This is a genomic window from Streptomyces venezuelae (genome assembly GCF_008642295.1).
In the GTDB taxonomy this organism is placed as follows: Bacteria; Actinomycetota; Actinomycetes; order Streptomycetales; family Streptomycetaceae; genus Streptomyces; species Streptomyces venezuelae_C.
The window spans coordinates 6,831,601-6,852,801 of the sequence record NZ_CP029190.1; the positions used below are offsets into that span (position 1 = coordinate 6,831,601).

19 protein-coding genes are annotated in these 21,201 nt (G+C 73.4%); 9 read left to right on the top strand and 10 right to left on the bottom strand.

Going from position 1 to position 21,201, the window contains the following annotated elements; genetic code table 11:
* Window positions 1-37: 37 nt before the first annotated feature.
* The 4 genes from DEJ50_RS30540 to DEJ50_RS30555 form a co-directional block, all read right to left on the bottom strand.
* Window positions 38-652 carry a hypothetical protein gene (locus DEJ50_RS30540; RefSeq protein ID WP_150211289.1) on the bottom strand — a complete coding sequence of 205 codons (615 nt, stop codon included), beginning with the start codon at window positions 650-652 and terminating at the stop codon, window positions 38-40.
* A gap of 224 nt (window positions 653-876) precedes the next feature.
* Window positions 877-1,701: an MOSC domain-containing protein gene (locus DEJ50_RS30545; RefSeq protein ID WP_150211290.1), complete on the bottom strand. Its 825-nt coding sequence runs from the start codon at window positions 1,699-1,701 to the stop codon at window positions 877-879.
* Window positions 1,702-1,744: 43 nt separating this feature from the next.
* Window positions 1,745-2,278: a DUF6643 family protein gene (locus DEJ50_RS30550; RefSeq protein WP_150211291.1), complete on the bottom strand. Its 534-nt coding sequence runs from the start codon at window positions 2,276-2,278 to the stop codon at window positions 1,745-1,747.
* Between the two features lie 205 nt (window positions 2,279-2,483).
* Window positions 2,484-3,683, bottom strand: a complete 1,200-nt coding sequence (locus DEJ50_RS30555) for a glycosyltransferase (RefSeq protein ID WP_150211292.1) — start codon at window positions 3,681-3,683, stop codon at window positions 2,484-2,486.
* A 515-nt stretch (window positions 3,684-4,198) separates the two neighbouring features.
* Between DEJ50_RS30555 and DEJ50_RS30560 the strand changes: the two genes are divergently transcribed.
* From DEJ50_RS30560 to DEJ50_RS30590, 7 genes are all read left to right on the top strand, one after another.
* Complete coding sequence (locus tag DEJ50_RS30560) at window positions 4,199-4,996, top strand: glutamate racemase (protein WP_190344787.1); 798 nt, start codon at window positions 4,199-4,201, stop codon at window positions 4,994-4,996.
* 90 nt (window positions 4,997-5,086) lie between these two features.
* A complete protein-coding gene (locus DEJ50_RS30565; RefSeq protein ID WP_150211293.1) occupies window positions 5,087-6,745 on the top strand; it encodes an ABC-F family ATP-binding cassette domain-containing protein in 1,659 nt (552 codons plus the stop codon).
* A gap of 125 nt (window positions 6,746-6,870) precedes the next feature.
* Window positions 6,871-7,386 (top strand): hypothetical protein, encoded by a 516-nt coding sequence (locus DEJ50_RS30570; RefSeq protein ID WP_150211294.1) that lies wholly within the window; start codon window positions 6,871-6,873, stop codon window positions 7,384-7,386.
* 209 nt (window positions 7,387-7,595) lie between these two features.
* Complete coding sequence (lnt, locus tag DEJ50_RS30575; protein ID WP_150211295.1) at window positions 7,596-9,218, top strand: apolipoprotein N-acyltransferase; 1,623 nt, start codon at window positions 7,596-7,598, stop codon at window positions 9,216-9,218.
* 24 nt (window positions 9,219-9,242) lie between these two features.
* Entirely contained in the window at window positions 9,243-9,767 is a 525-nt protein-coding gene (locus DEJ50_RS30580) for an NUDIX hydrolase (RefSeq protein WP_150211296.1), read from the top strand.
* Between the two features lie 86 nt (window positions 9,768-9,853).
* Window positions 9,854-10,228: a helix-turn-helix transcriptional regulator gene (locus tag DEJ50_RS30585; RefSeq protein ID WP_150212457.1), complete on the top strand. Its 375-nt coding sequence runs from the start codon at window positions 9,854-9,856 to the stop codon at window positions 10,226-10,228.
* 10 nt (window positions 10,229-10,238) lie between these two features.
* Window positions 10,239-10,655 (top strand): VOC family protein, encoded by a 417-nt coding sequence (locus DEJ50_RS30590; protein WP_150211297.1) that lies wholly within the window; start codon window positions 10,239-10,241, stop codon window positions 10,653-10,655.
* Here the strand turns inward: DEJ50_RS30590 and DEJ50_RS30595 are convergent.
* Window positions 10,633-11,397, bottom strand: a complete 765-nt coding sequence (locus DEJ50_RS30595; protein ID WP_223837970.1) for a trypsin-like serine peptidase — start codon at window positions 11,395-11,397, stop codon at window positions 10,633-10,635. The two genes, DEJ50_RS30590 and DEJ50_RS30595, sit on opposite strands and share 23 nt — an antisense overlap.
* Window positions 11,398-11,568: 171 nt before the next feature.
* Window positions 11,569-13,026 (bottom strand): glycosyltransferase family 39 protein, encoded by a 1,458-nt coding sequence (locus tag DEJ50_RS30605; RefSeq protein ID WP_150211298.1) that lies wholly within the window; start codon window positions 13,024-13,026, stop codon window positions 11,569-11,571.
* A 171-nt stretch (window positions 13,027-13,197) separates the two neighbouring features.
* Between DEJ50_RS30605 and DEJ50_RS30610 the strand changes: the two genes are divergently transcribed.
* Complete coding sequence (locus tag DEJ50_RS30610; RefSeq protein ID WP_150211299.1) at window positions 13,198-14,487, top strand: ATP-binding protein; 1,290 nt, start codon at window positions 13,198-13,200, stop codon at window positions 14,485-14,487.
* A gap of 61 nt (window positions 14,488-14,548) precedes the next feature.
* Here DEJ50_RS30610 and DEJ50_RS30615 read toward each other — a convergent pair whose 3' ends face one another.
* From DEJ50_RS30615 to DEJ50_RS30630, 4 genes are all read right to left on the bottom strand, one after another.
* A complete protein-coding gene (locus tag DEJ50_RS30615) occupies window positions 14,549-15,631 on the bottom strand; it encodes an amidinotransferase (RefSeq protein WP_150211300.1) in 1,083 nt (360 codons plus the stop codon).
* A 119-nt stretch (window positions 15,632-15,750) separates the two neighbouring features.
* Window positions 15,751-17,028, bottom strand: a complete 1,278-nt coding sequence (locus tag DEJ50_RS30620) for a Tm-1-like ATP-binding domain-containing protein (protein WP_150211301.1) — start codon at window positions 17,026-17,028, stop codon at window positions 15,751-15,753.
* A gap of 47 nt (window positions 17,029-17,075) precedes the next feature.
* Entirely contained in the window at window positions 17,076-17,549 is a 474-nt protein-coding gene (locus DEJ50_RS30625) for an NUDIX domain-containing protein (protein WP_150211302.1), read from the bottom strand.
* A gap of 43 nt (window positions 17,550-17,592) precedes the next feature.
* Window positions 17,593-18,636: a cation diffusion facilitator family transporter gene (locus DEJ50_RS30630; protein WP_150211303.1), complete on the bottom strand. Its 1,044-nt coding sequence runs from the start codon at window positions 18,634-18,636 to the stop codon at window positions 17,593-17,595.
* 152 nt (window positions 18,637-18,788) lie between these two features.
* On the opposite strand from DEJ50_RS30630, the gene DEJ50_RS30635 reads away from it, so the two are divergent.
* Window positions 18,789-21,200, top strand: a complete 2,412-nt coding sequence (locus DEJ50_RS30635; protein ID WP_150211304.1) for an FHA domain-containing protein — start codon at window positions 18,789-18,791, stop codon at window positions 21,198-21,200.
* The last annotated feature ends 1 nt before the right edge of the window (window position 21,201 follow it).

Consider the following 21,201-nt stretch of genomic DNA (forward strand, 5'->3'; position numbering starts at 1 on the left):
TCCACCGTAGCGCGCGCCGGCCCCGGGAGTTGCCAGGTCAGCTGCCCGCGCCCGCACGGCCCCAGTCCGGACCGGCCGCGGCCCAGGCCTGGTCCAGACGGATGTACCGCCGATGCACGAGGCGGCGTACGACCATCCGCCGGACCGTCTCGACCAGCGCACCGGTGCCCAGCATGGCCGCCAGCCCGGCCAGACCCGCATGCATCACGGCCGTCGACGGCTCCAGTGGCCGGCCCACCAGCCGTCCCTGCCCGTCGGTCCATATCCGGAACCGGTCGCCGGGCCGTGGTGGTTCCTCCGCCGCCGGTACCGACCCCTGATGGCTGCTGCCGTCGGGCGCCGTCCAGGAGGCCACGATCCGGGTCCGCTGCGGGGTCTGCGGTGGCGCCGCCGCCTCGAGGGCAACGCCTGCCGGGCCGGCGGCGTGCGCCGGCCGGACCACGACCGCCGGGACCAGGTGCCGCTCCTGCCGCTGCTCCCGCGCGGCACGCTGGAGCGTGGCGTCCACCTGGAGCCCGGCGACCCAGCCGATCGCGGGAGCCACCACCAGCAGGCACAGGATTCCGCCCAACGCCAGCCACGCCTCGATCAGATCGGTGGGCCGGCGCAGTGCATTGCGACGCCAACGCCAGACCCCCGCAGCCGTTCGCACGGTCGGGCACCCCCTTCGCCTCCGTCTGCCTGTGCCCCGGCAGGCCTTTGCACAGGCCTTGGCCGTCGGCCGGACCCTGGTCAGGGGTCCTCGGCGGCCGTCGGCGGGCACGTCTCCTCCGGAGCAACGCACGGGCGGGGCGGGCTGGTTCCGCGTCCGCTCAAGGACACCTCGAAGGTGTCGTTCCGCAGTGCCGGGCCGCGCCGCGGGGCGGGAATCCGGGTCTACTCGAGTACGCGTACCTCGTCTCCCACCCGCACCGTGCCCAGCCGGACCGGCACCAGCAGCCGCCCGAAGACGAGCGACCGGCCGATCCGGCGGTGCAGTGCCAGGGTCCGCAGCGGCTCCCGGCCCCGCTGTGCGGTCTCCTGGTCGGTGGTGGTGACGATGCAGCGACCGCAGGCCTTGGCCCCGCGGAAGACGGCGTCGCCGATCGCGACCGTCTGCCAGTGGTCCTCTTCCCAGGCGGAGGCTCCGGACACCACCACATTGGGCCGGAACCGGCTCATCGGCAGCGGCCCCTCCTCCGGGTGTTCGCCCTGGGCGATCAGCGTGTTCAGGGCGTCCAGCGAGGCCAGGGTGGTGATCAGCAGCGGATACCCGTCGGCCAGGCTCACCGACTCGCCGGGCAGCGCGTACTCCGGGTCCACGGACCGCCGGGCGGCCGGGTCGTCCATGTGGACCAGCCGGGCCGGCTCCCCGAGGTAGGTGCCGAACCAGTCGTGTGCCGCCGTGTCCGCGAGTGCGACCTCGCACTTCTTCCCGAACAGCAGCACCGGTTCGAGCACGCCGGGCTCGGGCACGGCCACGGTCAGCCCGTCCATGCCCGGTGCCGAGAGCGCGATCCCGCCGCCCCCCAGCGGACGGGCTCGCGCCAAGGCCAGCCTCGGCTGCTGGCGTTGGGTGATGACATTGCCGTCGACGTCGACCACGGCCCACCGGCGGTCTCCCGACAGGCCCCAGGGCTCCACGGCCACCTCGTCGGGAGCTGTCCCCGCTACCGACTTGACGGGATGGACGTGAAGCGCCTGGACCAACATCTTCGACATGGGATCATCCTGCCAGCCGCGCCGGCCGGCATCCCGCTCCGGATCAGTAGCCGCGCCCCGGATAGGGGCGGCCGTACTGGTCCTCGTACGCCGGCACCTGTGCCGGGATCTGGACCGGGACGGGCACCTGCACCGGCCGCGGCTGGCCCGGGCGCATCGCCTCGTACCCGCCGGCCGTCATCGAGGGCCGCTGCGGCTGGGGCTGGGGCGTGTAGCCCCGGGCCGCGACCGCCTGCTGCGGGACGTAGGGAGCCGCCGCCTGCTGGAGCGGCATCGGCTGCTGGGACTGCTGCTGGTACGGGTACCCGTACGCGGGAGCGCTCTGCTGGGCCGGCACCGGAGCCGACGGCAGGGCGGGCAGAGCCGCCGGCAGGGCGGGCAGGTATCCACTCGAGCCACCCGTGCTGCCGGCACCGGCGGGGTAGCCGCTGCCGACCGAGTCGTACGCCGCGGGCACGCGGATCGGGGCGATCTGCGGGGTCCCGCGTTCGGCGACGAGAGAGTCGTAGATGGGGGTGTCCGGGAAGGAGGGCGCGGAGTAGTAACCGCCGCCATAAGTGGAGCGGGGGGAGGTCATGGGACATAAGTTAAGCCCACGAATTCACCGGGTCCATAGCAAGGTGCCGTCAACACCGCGCTGACCTGCATATTCGCAGGTCAGCGCCTCAGCTTTCACTTGACGTTCACGTGCACGATTCGTCACTTCCACCCCTGATTGCCACTTCTCGCACCCCTGGGCGGCCCTGCGGCCTGACGGCTCGTCAAACCGGCATGATGCCTGCTCAGGCGTCACTCGGCCGCGCGTAGGTGCGTCCCTTCCAGGCCGCTCCGCGTCCCCGGTGGTGCTGGACCGCGGAGTCCACGGTCATCAGGAGGTACAGCAGTGCGGTGAACGGAAGCAGCGGCGCGAGCGCCGGGGACTGCCGGTAGTAGCGCAGCATGGGGAGGTAGCTGCCCGCCATCAGCAGCCACGCCAGGCCGCCGGCCGCGGCGGTGGCGGTGGCGGTGGCGGTGGCGGTGGCGGTCGGGCCGGCCAGGAGCCCGGCGGCCAGGGCGAACGGCGGCACCAGGTAGACGAGCGCCAGCCCGGCCACCGTCCCGGCCAGCAGCAGGGGTTGGTGCCGGAGCTGCGCGTACGCACTGCGCGACACCATCCGCCAGAGGTCCGCCAGCCGCGGATACGGCCGCACGCTGTCCACCCGCTCGGCCAGCCCCAGCCAGATCCGGCCCCCGGACCGCTGGACCGCGCGGGCCAGTGACACGTCGTCGATGACGGCCTGCCGGATCACATCCGGTACGCCGGCCCGCTCGGCGGCGGCGGTCCGCAGCAGCACGCAGCCGCCGGCCGCGGCGGCGGTCCGGGCGGACGGGCGGTTGACCCACCGGAACGGGTACAGCTGAGCGAAGAAGTACACGAAGGCCGGTACGACGATCCGCTCCCAGAACCCGGCCACCCGGAGCCGGGCCATCTGGGAGACCAGGTCGAGGCCGCCGGACTCGGCGGCGGCGACCAGCCGGCGCAGACTGTCCGGTTCGTGCGCGATGTCCGCGTCGGTGAACAGCAGGTATGCGGGCGGCCGGCCGCGACGGGCCAGCGCGATACCGTGCCGCAGCGCCCACAGCTTCCCGGTCCAGCCGGGCGCGGGCTCGCCGGGCGAGGTCACGGTGAGCGGCAGGCCGGGCTGCTGTCCGGCGAGACGGCGGGCGAGGTCGGCGGTGCCGTCGGTGCTGTTGTCGTCGACGAGGAGGACCTCGGCTTCGCCGGGATAGTCCTGGGCGAGGAGGGAGGGGAGGGTCAGGGGCAGCATCTCGGCCTCGTCGCGGGCGGGCACGAGGATGGCGACGGACGGCCAGTGGGCGGGGGCGGGCGGGTCCGCGGGGGAGTGCGGGAGCCGGATGTCGGTCCGCCAGAACATGCCGTGGCCGAGGAGGAGCCAGAGCCAGACGGCGAGGGACACGGTGGCGAGGGTGAGGAGGCCCATCGCTGCAGTGTGCCGCAGCGGGGGCGGGTTGCCGGGCGCTACGCGCGGCGTGCCGCCTGCACGAGCCGGCCCGGCGACCGGCGCGGCCGGGCTGCGCGGTCCGGATGCGGGCGGTTGCCCGCCGCCGCGCCGGCTGGGTTGCCCCGCGCTGCACGCGGGGTGCTTCCGCACCGGGTCACCTGCACGAGGCGCTCCGTCGACCGGCCGACCGCCGGTAGCCGCCGGCGCGGCCCGCCCGGCCGCGGCCCCGCCGCGCGGGCCGGAGGCGGGTGGCTGCCCGCCGCCGCGCACCGCCCCGTGGCCTGCCGTGCTCGTGCGGGCGGCGTCGGGCCGGCCCGCGGCGGCGGCCGGCACCTGCGCTCCGCCGTGCCCGCGCGGCGCCGGGGCGGCCGGGCTGCGCGGCGCGCCTTGCGCCGACCCGGCCCGGACGCCGGACGCGGGCGCCGCCCCGCGCAAGGCGCCCGGGCCCGCCCGGGTGCGGCGGGGGCGGGGGGTGCGTCGATTAAAGTGACCGGGTGAAGATCGCGCTCATGGACTCCGGAATCGGCCTCCTCGCAGCCGCCGCCGTGATGCGGCGGCTGCGGCCCGACGCCGACCTCGTGCTCTCCTCGGACCCCGAGGGCATGCCCTGGGGCCCCCGTACCCCCCAGGGCATCGCCGAGCGGGCCCTGTACGTGGCCGGGGCCGCCGCATCGCACGCCCCCGACGCGATGATCGTCGCCTGCAACACCGCCACCGTGCACGCCCTGACCGCGCTCCGCGCTCGGCTGGAGCCCGGTATCCCGGTCATCGGGACCGTGCCCGCCATCAAGCCCGCCGCCGCGGCCGGCGGCAAGGTCGCCATCTGGGCCACCCCCGCCACCACCGGCAGCCCCTACCAGCGCGGGCTGATCCGCGACTTCGCCGCCGGCGCCCGGGTCACCGAAGTGCCGTGCCCGGGGCTCGCCGACGCCGTGCAGTGGGCCGACGAGGAGGCCATCGCCCGGACCGTGGCCGCCGCCGCTGCGCTGACCCCGCCCGACGTCACGGACGTGGTGCTCGGCTGCACCCACTACGAGCTGGTCGAGGAGGCCGTACGGGCCGCCCTGGCCGACCGTACCGACGGGGCCGAGCTCACCTTCCACGGCTCCGCCCTGCCCGTCGCCACCCAGGCCCTGCGCCGCCTCGGCGCCCGCCCGGAGCCGGAGCTCCCGGCCACCGGCCGGCTCACCGTACTCCTCAGCGGCCGTCCCGCCGAGCTGCCGCCCGAGGCCCTGGCCTATGTCGAGGGGCGCCTCCTGGCAGCCGGGGAGAACGCTCCCGCCATCGGCTGAACGAGACGGAACGTCTTGCGAAGGTCCGGTTGTGCGTTTAGTGTGGTGACGAGACGGGGCGTTCCGTCTCGTCACCGAATCGCCGACCGAATGAGGAAGCCGCCCTTGCGCACTCCACTCGCCGCCACCCAGATCGTCCTGTCCGAGGTCACCAAGGCATACGACGGCCACACCGTCCTGGACCGCGTCGACTGCACGGTCCGGCCCGGTGAGCGGGTCGGCGTCGTCGGGGACAACGGATCCGGGAAATCCACCCTGCTCCGGCTGCTGGCCGGCCTGGAGCGCCCCGACCACGGCCAGGTGCACGTCACCGCCCCCGGCGGTATCGGCCACCTCGCCCAGACCCTCGACCTGCCCGCCACCGCCCGCGTCGGCGATGCCGTCGATCTCGCGCTCGCCGGACTCCGCGATCTGGAGCGCCGGATCTCCGCCGCCGAGGCCCGGCTGCACCAGGCCGGCCCCGAGGAACTCGGCGCGTACGCCGACCTGCTCGCCGCCTACGAGGCGCGCGGCGGCCGGGACGCCGAACGCCGGGTCGCCACCACCCTCCGCCGGCTCGGCGAGCGCACCGCGCTCGACCCGGACCGCCGGCTCGGCACCCTCTCCGGCGGTCAGCGCTCCCGGCTCGCCCTCGCCGCCGCGCTCGCGGCCGAGCCGGAACTGCTGCTGCTCGACGAACCCACCAACGACCTCGACGACGAGGTCGTGCACTGGCTGGAGGAACACCTCCGCGCCCGCCGCGGCACCGTCATCGCCGTCACCCACGACCGGCTCTTTCTGGACCGGGTCACGACCACCATCCTGGAGGTGGACCACGAACGGCACACCCTGCACCGCTACGGCAACGGCTACGCCGGCCACCTGGCCGCCCGCGCGGCGGCCCGGGCGCGCTGGGAGCGGGAGTACGAGGAATGGCGGACCGAGTTCGCCCGGGCCGAGCGGCTCGCCGAGGCCAATATCGGGCGGATCGGCGAGATCCCGCGCAAGCTGCCGCGCGGGTTCAGCGGGGCGGGCGCGTTCCGGGCCCGGTCCCGGGCGCACGGCGCGATGAGCCGGATCCGCGCCGCGCGGGAACGGCTGGAGCGGCTGACCGCGAACCCGGTGCCGGTGCCGCCGGAACCGCTCCGGTTCACCGGGCGGATCGAATCCGGACCGGCAGCCGCCGGGACGGGCGCCGGGGCCGGCACCGTCGAGGTGGCGGACCTGGCCCTGCCCGGACGGCTGGAGCCGGTGTCCTTTCGCCTCGAGGCGGGGGAGCGGCTCCTGGTCACCGGCCCCAACGGGGTGGGCAAGTCCACCCTGTTGCAGCTCCTGGCCGGGGAACTCCCCGCGACGCAGGGTGCCGTGACGGTGCCCGCGCGGATCGGGTTTCTGCGCCAGGACGACCCCTGGGGTCGTGAAGCCCGGTCCGTCGCCGAGCTGTTCGGTGCGGAGTATGCGGACCGGGTCTCCGGTCTCGGCCTGCTCGGCCGGACAGACCTGGACAAACCCCTGCGCATCCTGTCGGCCGGCCAGCGGCGCAAGCTGGAACTGGCCCGGCTGGTCACGGACGCCCCGTACGACCTGCTGCTGCTCGACGAGCCGACCAACCACCTGGCCCCGTCCGTGGTGGAGGACCTGGAGGCGGCACTGGCCCACTACACCGGCACCCTGGTCCTGGTCACCCACGACCGCCGGCTGCGCACCGCATTCGCCGGACACCGGCTCGACCTGACCCACCGGAACCGCCGGCCGGTCCCGGCCGGCTGACCGGTCGCCTCGCGGAACCGCGAGTTTGGCCGCGGCCGGCGCGGGCAGGTGCCCCCTGCCAGCCCGCTGCACCGAGTGGCGGAGAGGCGGTGGCGCGCGTGCGGAACGTGAGTACGCTGCGATACATGACGGGTCACCCTCCGGGGCCGCTCTGGACCGGCCGTGCCTCCAACCGCGCGCAATGGCTGCTCGCCGGTGCGGGTGTCGCGTGCATCGTGCTCGGCATCGTGCTCGCGGTCGACTCCGCATGGAGCTCGGGGATGGTTCCGCTGGTCATGTCCGTGGTCGGCTGCGTGGCGGCCGGCCTGCTGATCCTCTACGGCACCCTTGCGTTTGTTCATGTGCACGTCACCGTCGACGCCGAGGCGGTGGAAGTCCGCTGCGGCCACGTCGGCCTGCCCCGCCGCCGCTTCGCCTTCACCGACATCGTCTCGGTGGTGTTCCTGCCCCGGATCAGCCCCCACGAATGGGGCGGCTGGGGCCTGCGCTGGCGCCCCGAGAAGGGCACCGCGGTCGTGGTCCGGAGCGGCATGGGCCTGGAGCTGAAGCTCGAGAGCGGAAAGATCTTCATCGTCACCGTCGACGACGCGGAGAACGCCGTCCGGGTCATCCGCGCCCACCTCCGCGCCTTGGCGCGGTAGCGCGCCTCCTGCCCGGGCTGCCCCGGCGCGGCCCCCTGCGGGTGCCACGCCGCTGTCCCATGCGCACGTACGGCCACCTGCGCCACGTACGGCGGCGACGTTTCGTCCTGCGATGCGCGTCTCCCGCCCGCGCGGGCTCCGCCCCGCAGACCGCCCGGACAGGGCCTGGTGCCCGCCAGCCGCACAGCCCGGCGACGTACACTCCGCCAATGAGCAGCAGCACCGCCCGCGTGGCCGAGAACGAGCCCCCGCAGTCCCCCGGCCCGGCCGACGGCTCCGCCGCGCCCGGCGAGGCCACCCCTGCCGCCGCCCCCCGGAAGGCCGCCTGGCTGCCGCGGACCGCCGGCGCCGTCCTCTCCGGGGCCCTGCTCTACCTCAGCTTCCCGCCCCGCCCGCTCTGGTGGCTGGCCCCCTTCGCCCTCGCCCTGCTGGCCGGCTGCCTGTACGGGCGGCGCGCGCGGGCCGGCTTCGGCCTCGGCCTGGTCGCCGGGCTCGGCTACCTGCTGCCGCTGCTCATCTGGACGGGCGAGGAGGTCGGCCCGGTGCCCTGGCTGGCGCTGGTCGCCGCCGAATCCCTGTTCATCGGCCTCACCGGGCTCGGCATCGCCCTGGTCAGCCGGCTCCCCGCATGGCCGCTGTGGGCCGCCGCCGTCTGGATCGCCGGCGAGGCACTGCGTGCCCGGTTCCCGTTCGGCGGATTCCCCTGGGGCAAACTCGCCTTCGGCCAAGCCGACGGCATCTTCCTGCCCCTCGCCGCCCTCGGCGGCACCCCGCTCCTCTCCTTCGCCGTCGCCCTCTGCGGATTCGGCCTCTACGCCACCGCCCGCATCGCCCGTACCGCCCCCCGGCGGACCACCGCCGCCCTCGCCGCCCTCACCGTCGCCGCCCCGATCGGTGCCGCCCTCGCCGCCCGGCCGCTGGTCTCCGACAGCCCGCAGGCCGGCACCGCCACCGCCGCCGTCATCCAGGGCAACGTGCCCCGGCTCGGCCTCGACTTCAACTCCCAGCGCCGCCAGGTCCTCGACAACCACGCCAACCGCACCATCCAGCTCGCCGAGGACGTGAAGGCCGGCCGGGTCCCCAAGCCCGACTTCGTGGTCTGGCCGGAGAACTCCTCCGACCTCGACCCGTTCACCGAGCCCGACGCGTACGGGGTCATCGACAAGGCGGTCAAGAAGATCGGCGTGCCCGTGGCGATCGGCTCCGTGCTCGCTCCGCCGACCGGCCCGCTGCGCAACACGATGATCCTCTGGGACCCGGTCGAGGGCCCCACCACCACCTACGACAAGCGGAAGATCCAGCCCTTCGGCGAACGCATCCCGATGCGCTCGGTGGTCCGGCTCTTCAGCTCCGACGTGGACCGGGTCCGCCGTGACTTCGGACCCGGCAAGGAACCCGGCGTCTTCGACATGGCCGGCAGCCGGATCGGCATGGTCACCTGCTTCGAAGCCGCCTTCGACGACGCCGTCCGCTCCACCGTCCGGGCCGGCGCCCAGGTGATCGCGGTCCCCAGCAACAACGCCACCTTCGGGCGGAGCCAGATGACCTACCAGCAGCTGGCCATGGACCGGGTCCGCGCCGTGGAGCACAGCCGCACCGTCCTCGTCCCCGTCACCAGCGGGGTCAGCGCCGTCATCCGGCCCGACGGGAAGATCGTCCAGCAGACGGAGATGTTCACCCCGGACGCCCTGGTCGCCGAGATCCCGCTGCGCACCACCGAGACCCCGGCCACCCGGCTCGGCCCGCTGCCCGAATACCTCCTCCTCGCCCTCGCCGCCGGCGCCCTCGGCTGGCCGCTGCTGCGCCGGGTCCGTGCCCGCCGCAGCGCATAGGGTCGCAGCGCATAGGGTCTGAGGATGACCACACCGGAGTTCATCCGCAAGATCCGCGCCACGGCCGGGCACCAGCTGCTGGTGCTCCCCGGCGTGACGGCCGTTGTCTTCGACGACCGGGGCCGGGTCCTGCTCGGCCGGCGGACGGACACCGGACGGTGGTCCGTCGTCGGGGGGATCCCCGAGCCGGGCGAGCAGCCCGCGGAGACTGCCGTCCGGGAGGTGTACGAGGAGACGGCCGTGCGGTGCGTCGTCGAGCGGGTGGTGCTGGTGGAGATGCTGGAGCCGGTGACCTACCCGAACGGGGACGTCTGCCAGTTCTCCGACGTCACCTTCCGCTGCCGGGCCACCGGCGGCCGGGCACGGGTGAACGACGCGGAATCCCTGGACGTGGCCTGGTTCGAGGTGGACCGGCTGCCCCGGCTCGAACCGTTCGCCCTGCACCGGATCCGGCAGGCGCTGACGGACGAGCCCACCTGGTTCGCCCCCGCCGGGAACCCTGCCGTGAACCCCGACGGGAACCCCGCCGGGCACCCCGACGGCCCGTAGGTCCCTGCCGGCGCCACCGCCTGTGCGATCGTGGTCGGGTGACCACCCTGGAAGACCTCGTCCGGCTGCGCCGGGCCCGTGACCTGATGGACCGCGAGTACGCGGAGCCGCTCGACGTCGCGGCGCTCGCCCGCACCGCCCTGATGTCCCCGGGCCACTTCTCCCGCAGCTTCCGCGCCGCCTACGGCGAGACCCCGTACAGCTACCTGATGACCCGCCGCATCGAGCGCGCCAAGGCGCTGCTGCGGCGCGGCGACCTCACGGTCACGGAGGTCTGCTTCGCCGTCGGCTGTACCTCGCTGGGTTCGTTCAGCTCGCGGTTCACCGAACTGGTCGGCGAGACCCCCAGCGCGTACCGGGCCCGCAGCCATGACGAGGGTGCCGCCATCCCGGCCTGCGTCGCCAAGGTCCACACGCGACCGGTCAGGAACGGAGAAGCGAAACCCGCACCCCGCGCCTAGCGTGAAGCACATGGAAATCAAGCTTTCGCAGTGCTTCATCGCCGTTGACGACCACGACAAGGCGCTCACCTTCTACCGGGACGCCCTCGGCCTCGAGGTGCGCAACGACGTCGGCTTCGAGGGGATGCGCTGGGTGACCCTGGGCGCGCCCTCACAGCCGGACGTGGAGATCGTCCTCGAACCGCCGCTCGCGGACCCGAACGCCTCGCCCGCCGACCGGAAGACCATGGCGGAACTGCTGGCGAAGGGCCTGCTGCGCGGTGTCATCTTCAGCACCGACGACTGCGACGCCGCCTTCGAACGCATCCGCGCCGCCGGGGGCGAGGTGCTCCAGGAACCGGTCGACCAGCCGTACGGCGTCCGCGACTGCGCCTTCCGCGATCCCGCCGGCAACATGCTGCGCTTCAGCCAGCCCCGGAAGCGGTGACCTCCCCGCCCGCGGACCGGTAGAGGTTCCGGGCGGCGGGGCCCATGACCGCGCTGTACGAGACGTCCGGGACCGTGCCGCCGCCCTCGTGCCCGCCGAGCACCCCGGCCAGCGCACCGTCCACCAGCCAGGGGCTGCCGCTGGTGCCGCCCCCCAGGTCGGGGCAGGCGATGCGGCGCTGCGTGTCCGACCACAGTTCGGCGGTGTGGGTGCAGGTCAGCGGGGTTTCCCGGTCGCTCGGGTAGCCGAGGACGGTGACCTCGGCACCGTCCGGCCGGTCGGTGACCACCGGGAACCCGCCCACCACGTCCTGTACGGCACGCCCGCCGACCGGGGCGACCGTGGCGAACGCGAGGTCCGCGTCCGGGTCCTGGGCGCGCCGCCAGGCCGGGTCCACGGACGCACCGGTGAGCTGCCAGATCCCGTACGGTGCGGTGCCGTCGCGGTAGCCGGGGACGAACACCGTCCCGGACACATCGTCGCCGAGGCAGTGCGCGGCGGTGGCGATCAGATCACGGCCCGCGCTCTGCACCACCGATGCGGTGCAGAAGTGGCCGCCGTCCAGGCCGCCCGCGAACAGGGCGCCCACCCGGTCCGCGGTCTCGCCGGGCGGGGCCGGGGCCGTGCGGCCCGCCCCGGCCGAGGCCGTGGCGGCCGGCAGGTCCACGGAGAGCAGTGCGGCCATCGCGGCCATCGCCGCGGTGATGCGGACGGTGCGACGCCGGAGGGTACGGTCGATCATGCTCCGAGCCTGCGACCCCAGGCTGTGAGCGGAGCCCCGGATTCCCTGTGAAAGTGCTGTGAATCGCCACCGCGCGGACCGGCAGGACCGCGCGGACCGGCAGGACCGCGCGGACCGGCAGGACCGCGCGGACCGGCAGGACCGGGCGGACCGGCCGGCCCGCCGGGCGGATCACGGACGGCGTTCGTACACCGTCACCCGCCGGCCGCGGACCTGCTCGTCCGCCACCGCGGTGAACCGCTCCCGCAGGACCGCCAGCTTCACCCGGTCCCGCTCCGCCGAGGCCGGCTTGGCCACCCGCGCCGCGTCCGTCACCAGCAGGACCCGCCGCTGCCCGAGCAGCGCCTCCCGGATCCGGGCCGGATCCGCCTCCTCGCCCTTGAGGGTGCCGGACGCCTGCGGGGACTCGGCCAGCGCGATGTCCGCCAGCCCGCTGAAGGCACCGGGGGAGACCAGCGCGGTGTCGCGCCGGGCGGCCGGTATGAACAGCACCGCGTCCCCGCCCTCCTTGAGCCGGGCCACCTCCGCCGACACCGCCAGCACATCGTCCACCCGGCTCTCCGGAGCCCGCTTCCCCAGCTCCACCGGCAGCAGCGCGACCACGGCCACCCCCACCACCCCCGGCACCAGCAGCCCCGCCGTCCTCGGCGTGCGGCGCGCGGCAAGCCGTACGCCCGCCCCCAGCCCCGCGCCGATCAGCAGCGCCAGACCCAGCAGGCTGAACAGCACGTACCGGTCCAGGAACAGCGGCTGGACCAGGGAGAGCCCGATCAGCCCCAGCTGCGGGACGGCGAGCAGCGGAAGCCCCACCGCGGTGGCCGACAGCCCCCGGCCGCCCCGGGACCGGCCCGCCCATGCGCCGAGCCCGCCGATCGCCAGCAGCACCGCCGGGCCGATCAGCATGTGCCAGGTCAGCGGCGGGATCCAGGACACCTGCCCGGACTGCCCGCGGCTGAACAGGATCAACGGCAGCGCCCCGCAGCCGGCGCCGGCCGCCGCCACCGCCCAGCGCCCGTACACCCGCCGCCCCGCCCGCACCCACAGCAGGGTGGCCGCGTGCGCGGGCAGGATCAGCAGGGACAGCCAGTTCAGCAGCGCGCACACCAGCACCAGCAGCCCGTACGCCGTCCAGCGCGGCCACCCGCCCGGCCGCTGGAGCAGGGTCACCAGCAGCAGGGTGGACAGCCCGGCCCCCGCCGCGACCAGCGCGTACGGCCGGCCCTCCTGGAGGTGGAACTGCACGGCCGGCAGCAGTCCCAGCGCCAGCCCGCCGCCCAGCCCGGCCCAGAACCCGGCCAGCCGCTGCCCAAGCAGTCCCACACAGGCCGCTGCCACGGCCATGGCGAGCACCGACGGCAGCCGCAGGGTGGCCGTGCCCGCCCCGAACAGCTCGAAGAGTCCGTGCATCAGCAGGTAGTAGAGGCCGTGCACGGCGTCCACCTGGCCCAGCATGTGCCAGATCTCGCCCACCGACCGCCCGGCCACCTGCCAGGTCGCCGCCTCGTCCCGCCACACACTGTCCTGCCGGGACAGCCCCCACAGGCCGAGTGCGACCGTCCACAGGGCCGGCACCACCCACACCGCATGCTGTAGCTGCCGCCGCCGGGGACCGGTTATGTGCGAAGTCATGAACTGTTCGGATCCTCGGCGCAGGGTTGTCGGCGGAAGCCACCAGTCTATGGACGCCGCGGAGGGATTCCGCCCCGGCTGTTGTGCACGGCGGAGCGTGATCGCCCCGGGCCGCCGCCCCTAGCCTCACCGCAAGGCGCACGCGCTGTACGAATCGAGGGGCGGTACCCGGTGAACTGGCTCATTCACGACTACCGCGAGAGCGATCTCGCATCCGTCGTCCACCTGATCGACACCACGGCCGAACTCGGCCAGGAATCCGTCTTCTCCCTGGCCGAGTGCATCACGGCACTCACCGACCGGCAGCCCGCCGTGGTCGCCGTCCACCAGGGCGTCCCGATCGGCGCGGCCCTCGCCACCGTCTCGGGGGAGCGGGCCTGGGTGATGCGGATCGCCATCGCCTCCGGGTGGCGCGGGCGCGGTCTCGCCAGCGCCCTGCTGGTCGAGCTGGAGCGGCGGCTGATCGCCGCCCGTGTCGGCCGGATCTCGTACGTGCTCCCGGAAGAGGACCTGCTCGGCGAGGGCCTGCTGAACGCGGGCTACACCCGGCAGCCCGCCGTCGCCTACTTCGAGAAGACCGAACCGCTGCACGGACCCGCGGCCGGGCTCCTCGACGACCTCGGCGGCCGGTTCCTCGCCAACGACCTGTGGGACAAGGTCGCGGGCATGGAGACCGAGAAGGACCTCATCGAGCGGCGCGTGGTGCTGCCGCTCGCCGAGCCCGAGCGGGCGGCACAGCACGGGGTCCGGCCGCCGCGGGCCATCACCCTCTTCGGGCCGCCCGGCACCGGCAAGACCACCTTCGCCCGCGCCATCGCCTCCCGGCTGGGCTGGCCCTTCGTCGAACTGCTGCCGTCCCGGCTCGCCGACGAGGGCAACCTGGCGGCGGCGCTGCGCTCCGCCTTCTCGCGGATCGCGGAACTGGAGCGGGTCCTGGTCTTCATCGACGAGGTGGAGGAGATCGCCCCGGTGCGGACGGAGCCGGCGCAGCCGGGCGGAATCCACGGGGTGACGAACGAGCTGCTCAAGCTGATACCCGGATTCCGGGAGGGGGATGAGCGGCTGCTGGTGTGCGCCACCAACTCGATCCGCTCGCTGGACCCGGCGTTCCTGCGGCCCGGCCGGTTCGACTACCTGATCCCGATCGGTACGCCGGATGCGGGGGCGCGGGCCGCGATCTGGTCCCGCTACACGGCGGGGCGTACGGATGTGGACGTTGCGGCGCTGGTCGGGGCAAGCGAGCTGTTCACCCCGGCGGACATCGAGCACGCGGCACGGATCGCGGCACAGGTGTCGTTCGAGCGGGACCTGGAGTCGGTGGGGGCGCGGGCGGCGGTGGCGGTTCCGCCGGGCGCGAGCACGGAGGACTACCTGGCGGCGGTGGCCCAGTGCCGGCCGACGGTCACCCCGGCGATGACGGGCGAGTTCGCGGCGGACATCACGGCGCACGCCCGGGTCTGAGGCCTCCTGCCCGCGGCACGGATGATCAGTCCACGGAGCAGTCCACGGAGCAGTCCACGGATCAGTCCACGTACGATTCGAGGGTGCCGCGGCGCCGCACGTCGAGGGTGGCGCAGTGGAACGAGCCCGCGAACGGCGCGTAGTGCAGCAGGTCGCACGGGATCGGCTCGAACCCCCAGCCTTCGAGCGCGCGCAGCATGCCGGTGTGGTGCCGCTCCGCGATCACCCGTTTTTCGTCGATCACCAGAACGTTCATGCTGAGCCATTTGCCGCACATCGAGGTGACTTTCAGCAGGTGCTCGTGGATCGGGTCGGGCTCGGGCGCGACCAGGATGTCCCAGGAACCGATGGCCTCGGGAAGCCGGTCGACGTCGATGTATTCGGGATTGACGAGCACCCTGCCCGGCCCGAGCGGGACGAAGGTGGTGTCGATGTGCATGGGCGTGCGGCAGCGGCTCTCGATCTCGTGGATGCGGTAGCCGGGCCCGAGATGGCGGCGCAGCCATTCGATGCCCATCCGGTTGGTGACATTGCTCCGCGTCACGAACAGGTCGCGTCCCGCGCGCACGAAATCCGCCGCGTCGAATACCGGCTCGAATTCGGTGAGGATGTGGCGCATCGGTTCACCGACCGCGGGGATGCGGAAATCCGGCTCGAAGAGTTCGTCGGTGAGCTGGGGTTTCGGGGCCGCCGTCCAGCGGGCGCCGCGCCGGAAATAGTCCTTCAGGATCGACCGATAGGGGTGTGTCTCGAAATACCGGCACGGCCAGGCCATCGGGGTCTCGATGATCTCGTCGCCGATCACCAGCATGCTGTCGCGCGGACAGGTGCTGGTGAAGCCGCGTGAGGACCAGTCGGGGGTGCCGAAGCGCCGCCGGTGGTCGACCGGGTCCGGGCGGCGGACGGTGACACCGAGGGATTCCAGGAGTTCGATGAACCGGTCGAGCTCCTGCTGTGCCGGTTCGACCAGCCGGCGCGGATAGCCGAAGCCGGCCGCGAGCCCCTGCAACCGGGCACCCCAGGGCGGAATGTTGCAGGCCACGACCGGGTGCTTGGAGGGAATCGTCGCGCCTTCGAGGCGCCCGACGATGACCTCCTCCAGCGGGTCCCACTCATTGTGCGAATTGACCGGCGACAGATTCATGACTCACTGTATCCGCGCGATGGCGGAAACGAGTGGGATGCCACGGCGGCGCCCCGGCCGGGGAGGCGCCGCCCCGGAGCCGGGGAGGTCCGGCTTCCCGGACCTCCCCGGCCAGTGGGTCAGGCCGCGGTCGCCCGCTCCTCCCGTGCGGTGATCATGGCGTGCAGCCGGTCGGCGGCGGCCCGCCCGAAGGCCGGATCGTTGATGTGGGTGTCGTAGTCGAACAGTTCGGCGGAGGCACCCCGCAGCCCCTCCCGCAGCGCCGTGAACAGGGCCGAGTCCGCAGCCGGATCGTGGTACGGGCCATCCGGCGCGCCCAGGGTGGACAGCCCGTGCAGCGGTACGCACACGGCGGTCGGCCCGGTGGCCGCCCGCAGTTTGGCCGCCACCAGCCGGCCCAGTTCGGTGCACTCCGCCTCGGTGGTACGGATCACCGTGATGGACGGATTGTGGACCCGGACCCGCCGGTAGCGGACCCGCTCGGGCAGCTTCTCCAGCGGCCCGAACTTCACCATGTCCAGCGCCCCCAGGCTCACCACCTGCGGGACGCCGGCCCGCCCGGCCGCGGTGAGCCGGTCGGGGCCGGCGCTCAGGCTGCCCCCGCACAGCTCGTCCGCCAGCTCGCTCAGGGTCAGGTCCAGGACCCCCGCGAACACCCCCTGGCCCGCCAGGGACTCCAGGGTGCGGCCCCCGGTGCCGCTGACATGGAAGACCAGGACCTCGTAGCCGAGTTCGGTGAGTCGTTCGCGGGCCGCGTCCACCCCGACCGTGGTCACCCCCGCCATGCTGGCCGCTATCAGGGGCCGCTCGCCAGAGCTGCGCAGGCCCGGCCGGACGGCCCGGGAGGAGGCCTGGGAGGAGGCCTGGGCGAAGCCCTTCGCCATCCCGGCCGCCGCGTCCGCCGCATTCGCCAGCACTGGCGCCGACACCGTGTTGATGCCTGCGATGTCCACCACGCTGTACATCATGGTGATGTCCGAGGAGCCGACGTACACGGACACGTCCCCGGAGGCCATCGAGGACACCATCAGCTTCGGCACGCCCAGGGGCAGGGCCCGCATGGCGCGGGTCGCGATGGAGGTGCCGCCGCTGCCTCCGATGGCGAGTATCGCGTCCAGCCGCCCCTCGGCGTGCAGGCGTAACACGGTGGCCTCGGCCCCGCGGGCCATCGTGGTGACGGCGGCGCCCCGGTCGGCCGCCGCCCGTAGTTCCGACAGTTCCGTTCCGGCTGCCCGGGCCACCGCTTCGCGGGGCACATCGGCGGGCACCCGGGGGTCGCCCATCACTCCTGTGTCGACCAGGATCACATCGACGCCGGCGCGCAGCAGCCGTTCGCGCAACCAGCCGTACTCCACACCCTTGGTGTCCAGGGTTCCCACCAGCACGACGTTCGTCATGTGTGCAATGTCCACGGGGACGGCACGGCTGGCAACCCCGCCCGCGATCAATCGGCCAACAGTCCCAACAGCCGCTCCAGAAAGGCTACTTGGGACACGATCAGCCGACTGCGGGCCGCTGCGGGGGTGAACCAGGCCACCCGGTCCAGTTCCGGGAACTCCTCGGTCCGTCCCGAGCCCTGCGGCCACTCCAGCGTGAACGTGCCCGGCTGCATCAGGGCCGGATCCAGGTCCGCTTCCACCGCCCAGACCGTCACCAGTTTCCCGTTGGCCTGCCGCACCTCGCCGAGCGGCAGGTACGGGCCGTCCGGCGGCGGCAGCCCGATCTCCTCCGTGAACTCCCGGCGGGCCGCGGCCCGCGGGGTCTCGTCCGGCTCGTACTCGCCCTTCGGGATCGACCAGGCCCCGGCGTCCCGGCGCTCCCAGAACGGCCCGCCCATATGGCCCAGCAGGACCTCCACCGCCGCCTCCGGCCCGGTACGGCGGAACAGGAGCAGCCCGGCACTGCGCTTCTGCGTCATGGGCCATGCCTTCCCCGCGCGGCGGCGGTTCAGTGGCGGCGGTTCAGTGGTGGTGCGGGCCCTCGCGGTGCACCGGGCCGTGCGGGGCGGAGCAGTGCGCGTCGTCCGGTTCCTTACCCGCCCGGCCCACTCGGAGCAGGGTCTCCTGGGCGTGGTCCACCTGCAGGGTGGTGTGGGTGATCCCGTAGTCGGCGCCCAGCAGCTTCTCCAGGTCGCGCCGGACGGCGTGGCAGTCGCCCTCGGGCTCCACCAGGACGTGCGCGGACAGGGCCGCCTCCCCCGAGGTGATCGTCCAGATGTGCAGGTCGTGGACTTCGGTGACCGGCCCGTGGGCGACCAGCCGGTCGCCGACCGCATCCGGGTCCACATGGGCGGGGGCCGCCTCCAGGAGGATCCGCCCGGATTCGCGGACCAGTCCGTAGCCCGCCTTCACCATCAGCGCCACCACGACCAGGGTGGCGATGGCGTCGGCCTGGACGAATCCGGTGGTCAGGACGATCAGGCCGGCCACCGCGGTGCCGATGAACGCGAACAGGTCGTTGAGGATGTGCTGGTAGGCGCCCTCGACATTGAGCGAGGTGCGGTTCGCCCTCGAGATGCACCAGGCCGCCAGAACGTTCACCACGATGCCGGCCAGCGCCGTCACCAGCACCAGCCCGCCCTCCACCTCGGGCGGATCGAGCAGCCGCCGGACCGCCTCGTACGCGAGCCAGACCGCCAGCAGCAGCAGGGTCAGTCCATTGGCCTGGGCGGAGAGTATCTCCGCGCGCTTCAGCCCGTACGTATAGCCGCCACGGGCCGGCCGGGCCGCCAGCCGCATCGCGATCAGCGCCAGCACGATGGAGACGGCGTCGGTCAGCATGTGCGCGGCGTCCGAGATCAGGGCCAGGGACTGCGCCACGATGCCGATGACCACCTCGACGGCCATGAAGGCACAGATCAGTGACAGGGCGATGGCCAGCCAGCGGCGGTCGGCGTCCGCGGCCACTCCGTGGTCGTGTCCGTGTCCGGGCCGGTGGTCGTGTCCGCGGTCGTGTCCGTGCCCCTGGTCGTGCCCGTGGTCGTGTGCGCGGTCGTGTGCACCCATGGCGTCCCCCGTGTGTTCGGTTACCGACGCGTGAAGTGAAGCGCACCTTTCCGAGATCGGCAAAGGCTGCAACGGGGACCGTTGTCATTACCCATAAGAAGGCTCTGACCTGCGGTTATGCCGGGTCGGACGGATCGTGGGAAAATCTGGTCATGGTCCAGCGCCCTGGTGTGCCGACCGCGCCCGAGCTCGTCCTGGAGACGGACACGGGCTCCACCGTGATGAGTCCGGGCCGGACCTACCGCGTCGGCCGGGACCCGCTGAGCGAGATCTTCCTCGACGACGCCCGGGTCTCCTGGCACCACGCGAACCTCCACATCGACGGGGACCACTGGACCGTGGAGGACGAGGACAGCACCAACGGAACCTGGGCCGACGGCCGCCGCATCCACGCCTGGGAGATCGGCCCCGGCAGCGAACTCCGCTTCGGCAGCGCCCTCGACGGACCGCGCGCCGTCCTGCTCGGGCCACCGGACGGTGCCGGGCCCGCAGGGGCCGCCGGGGCCGTCGGGACCGCCGGGCCCGCGGGCGTCGGCAACCCCTCCCTGACCAGCACCTTCCGACAGCCCACCGCCGTCCGGCCGCTGCCCGCGCGGACCACCGTACGGATCGGCCGCGACCCCGGGAACGACCTGGTCATCGAGGATCTGGTGGTCTCCCGCCGGCACGCCGAACTCCGCTCCCTCGCCGACGGCAGCCACGAGATCGCCGACCTCGGCAGCCACAACGGCACCTACCTCAACGGCGCGCCCGTCGAAACCGCCCGCGTCGCCGACGGCGACATCATCGGCATCGGCCACTCCGCCTTCTGCCTGGTCGGCGACGAACTCCAGGAGTTCATTGACACCGGCGAGGTCTCCCTCGACGTCCAGGACCTCACCGTGGCCGTCGACCACGGCCGCAAGACCCTCCTCGACCAGGTCTCCTTCCCGGTCGGCGCCAGATGCCTGCTCGCCGTCGTCGGGCCCAGCGGGGCCGGGAAGTCCACGCTGCTCGGCGCCCTCACCGGGCTGCGCCCCGCCGACCGCGGCGCCGTCCTCTACGACGGCCGCGACCTCTACCGCGACTACGCCGAACTCCGCAGCCGGATCGGCCTGGTGCCGCAGGACGACATCCTGCACTCCCAGCTCACCGTCCGCCGCGCCCTCTCGTACGCCGCCGAGCTCCGCTTCCCGCAGGACACCGCGGCGGCCGAACGGGAAGCACGGGTCGACGAAGTGATCGGTGAGCTCGGTTTGGAGCAGCGCTCCGACCAGCCGATCCACAGCCTCTCCGGCGGCCAGCGCAAACGCGTCTCGGTCGCCCTGGAGCTGCTGACGAAGCCCTCCCTGCTGTTCCTGGACGAGCCCACCTCCGGCCTCGACCCCGGCATGGACCGGTCCGTGATGCACATGCTGCGCGGCCTGGCCGACGACGGCCGCACGGTCATCGTGGTCACCCACAGCGTGCTCAGCCTCGACGTCTGCGACCGGCTCCTGGTCCTGGCGCCCGGCGGGCGGATCGCCTACTACGGACCTCCGGCCGAGACCCTCCGCTTCTTCGGCTTCGAGCAGTGGCCGGAGGCCTTCGAGGCCTTCGAGAACCGGCGGGACCGGGACTGGGCGGGGGAGTACCGGGCCTCCTCCTACCACCACAGGTACGTCGCCGGCCCCGGACGGCAGCCGGCGCCGTCCGCGCCGGCTGACCTGCCCGGCGGCCGGGAGTCCGGCACCGGCACCGGCACCGGTACCGTGTCCCCGCCGCCCAAGGCGCAGAGCTGGGGCGCCCAGCTCTCCACCCTGGTGCGCCGCTATGCCGCCGCGCTGAGCGCCGACCGCACCTTCCTCGTCATCATGATCGCCCTGCCGTTCGTGATGGGCGCGATGGCCCGGGCTCTCGCCGGATCCGCCCTCACCGTCGAGACCGCGATGAACGCCCTGCTCATCCTGTGCGTCGGCGGAGTACTCACCGGCGCCGCCAACGCGGTCCGTGAACTCGTCAAGGAACGGGTCATCTACCAGCGGGAACGGGCCGTCGGGCTGTCCCGCTCCGCCTATCTGATGTCCAAGGTCGTGGTCCTCGGCGCCATCACCGTCGCCCAGGCCGTGGTCCTCACCCTGGTGGGCCTTTACGGGGTCGATCTCAACGCCCCGGACGGCCGGGGCGTCCTGTTCCCACCCCTGATCGAGATCACCCTCGCGGTGGCCCTGCTGGCCTTCACCGCGATGATGCTCGGCCTGCTGGTCTCCGCACTCGTCCGCAAGGAGGAGGTCACCATGCCGCTGCTGGTCCTCCTCGCCATCGTCCAGGTCGTCTTCTGCGGCGCCCTGCTCAAACTCGACGGAGTACCGGTGATCGAACAACTGGCCTGGCTGGTGCCGTCCCGGTGGGCGCTCGGCGCCATGGCGGGCACCATCGACCTCGGTGCGATCGTGCCCGGCAAGCTCACCCAGGACCCGCTGTTCGCCCATGACGCCGGCGTCTGGCTGCTCAACATGGGCATGCTGATCGCGCTGTCCGTCCTGTTCGGCGTCCTGGTGCTGCGGCTGCTGCGCCGGCACGAGCCCGCGATCATGCGGAAGTAGC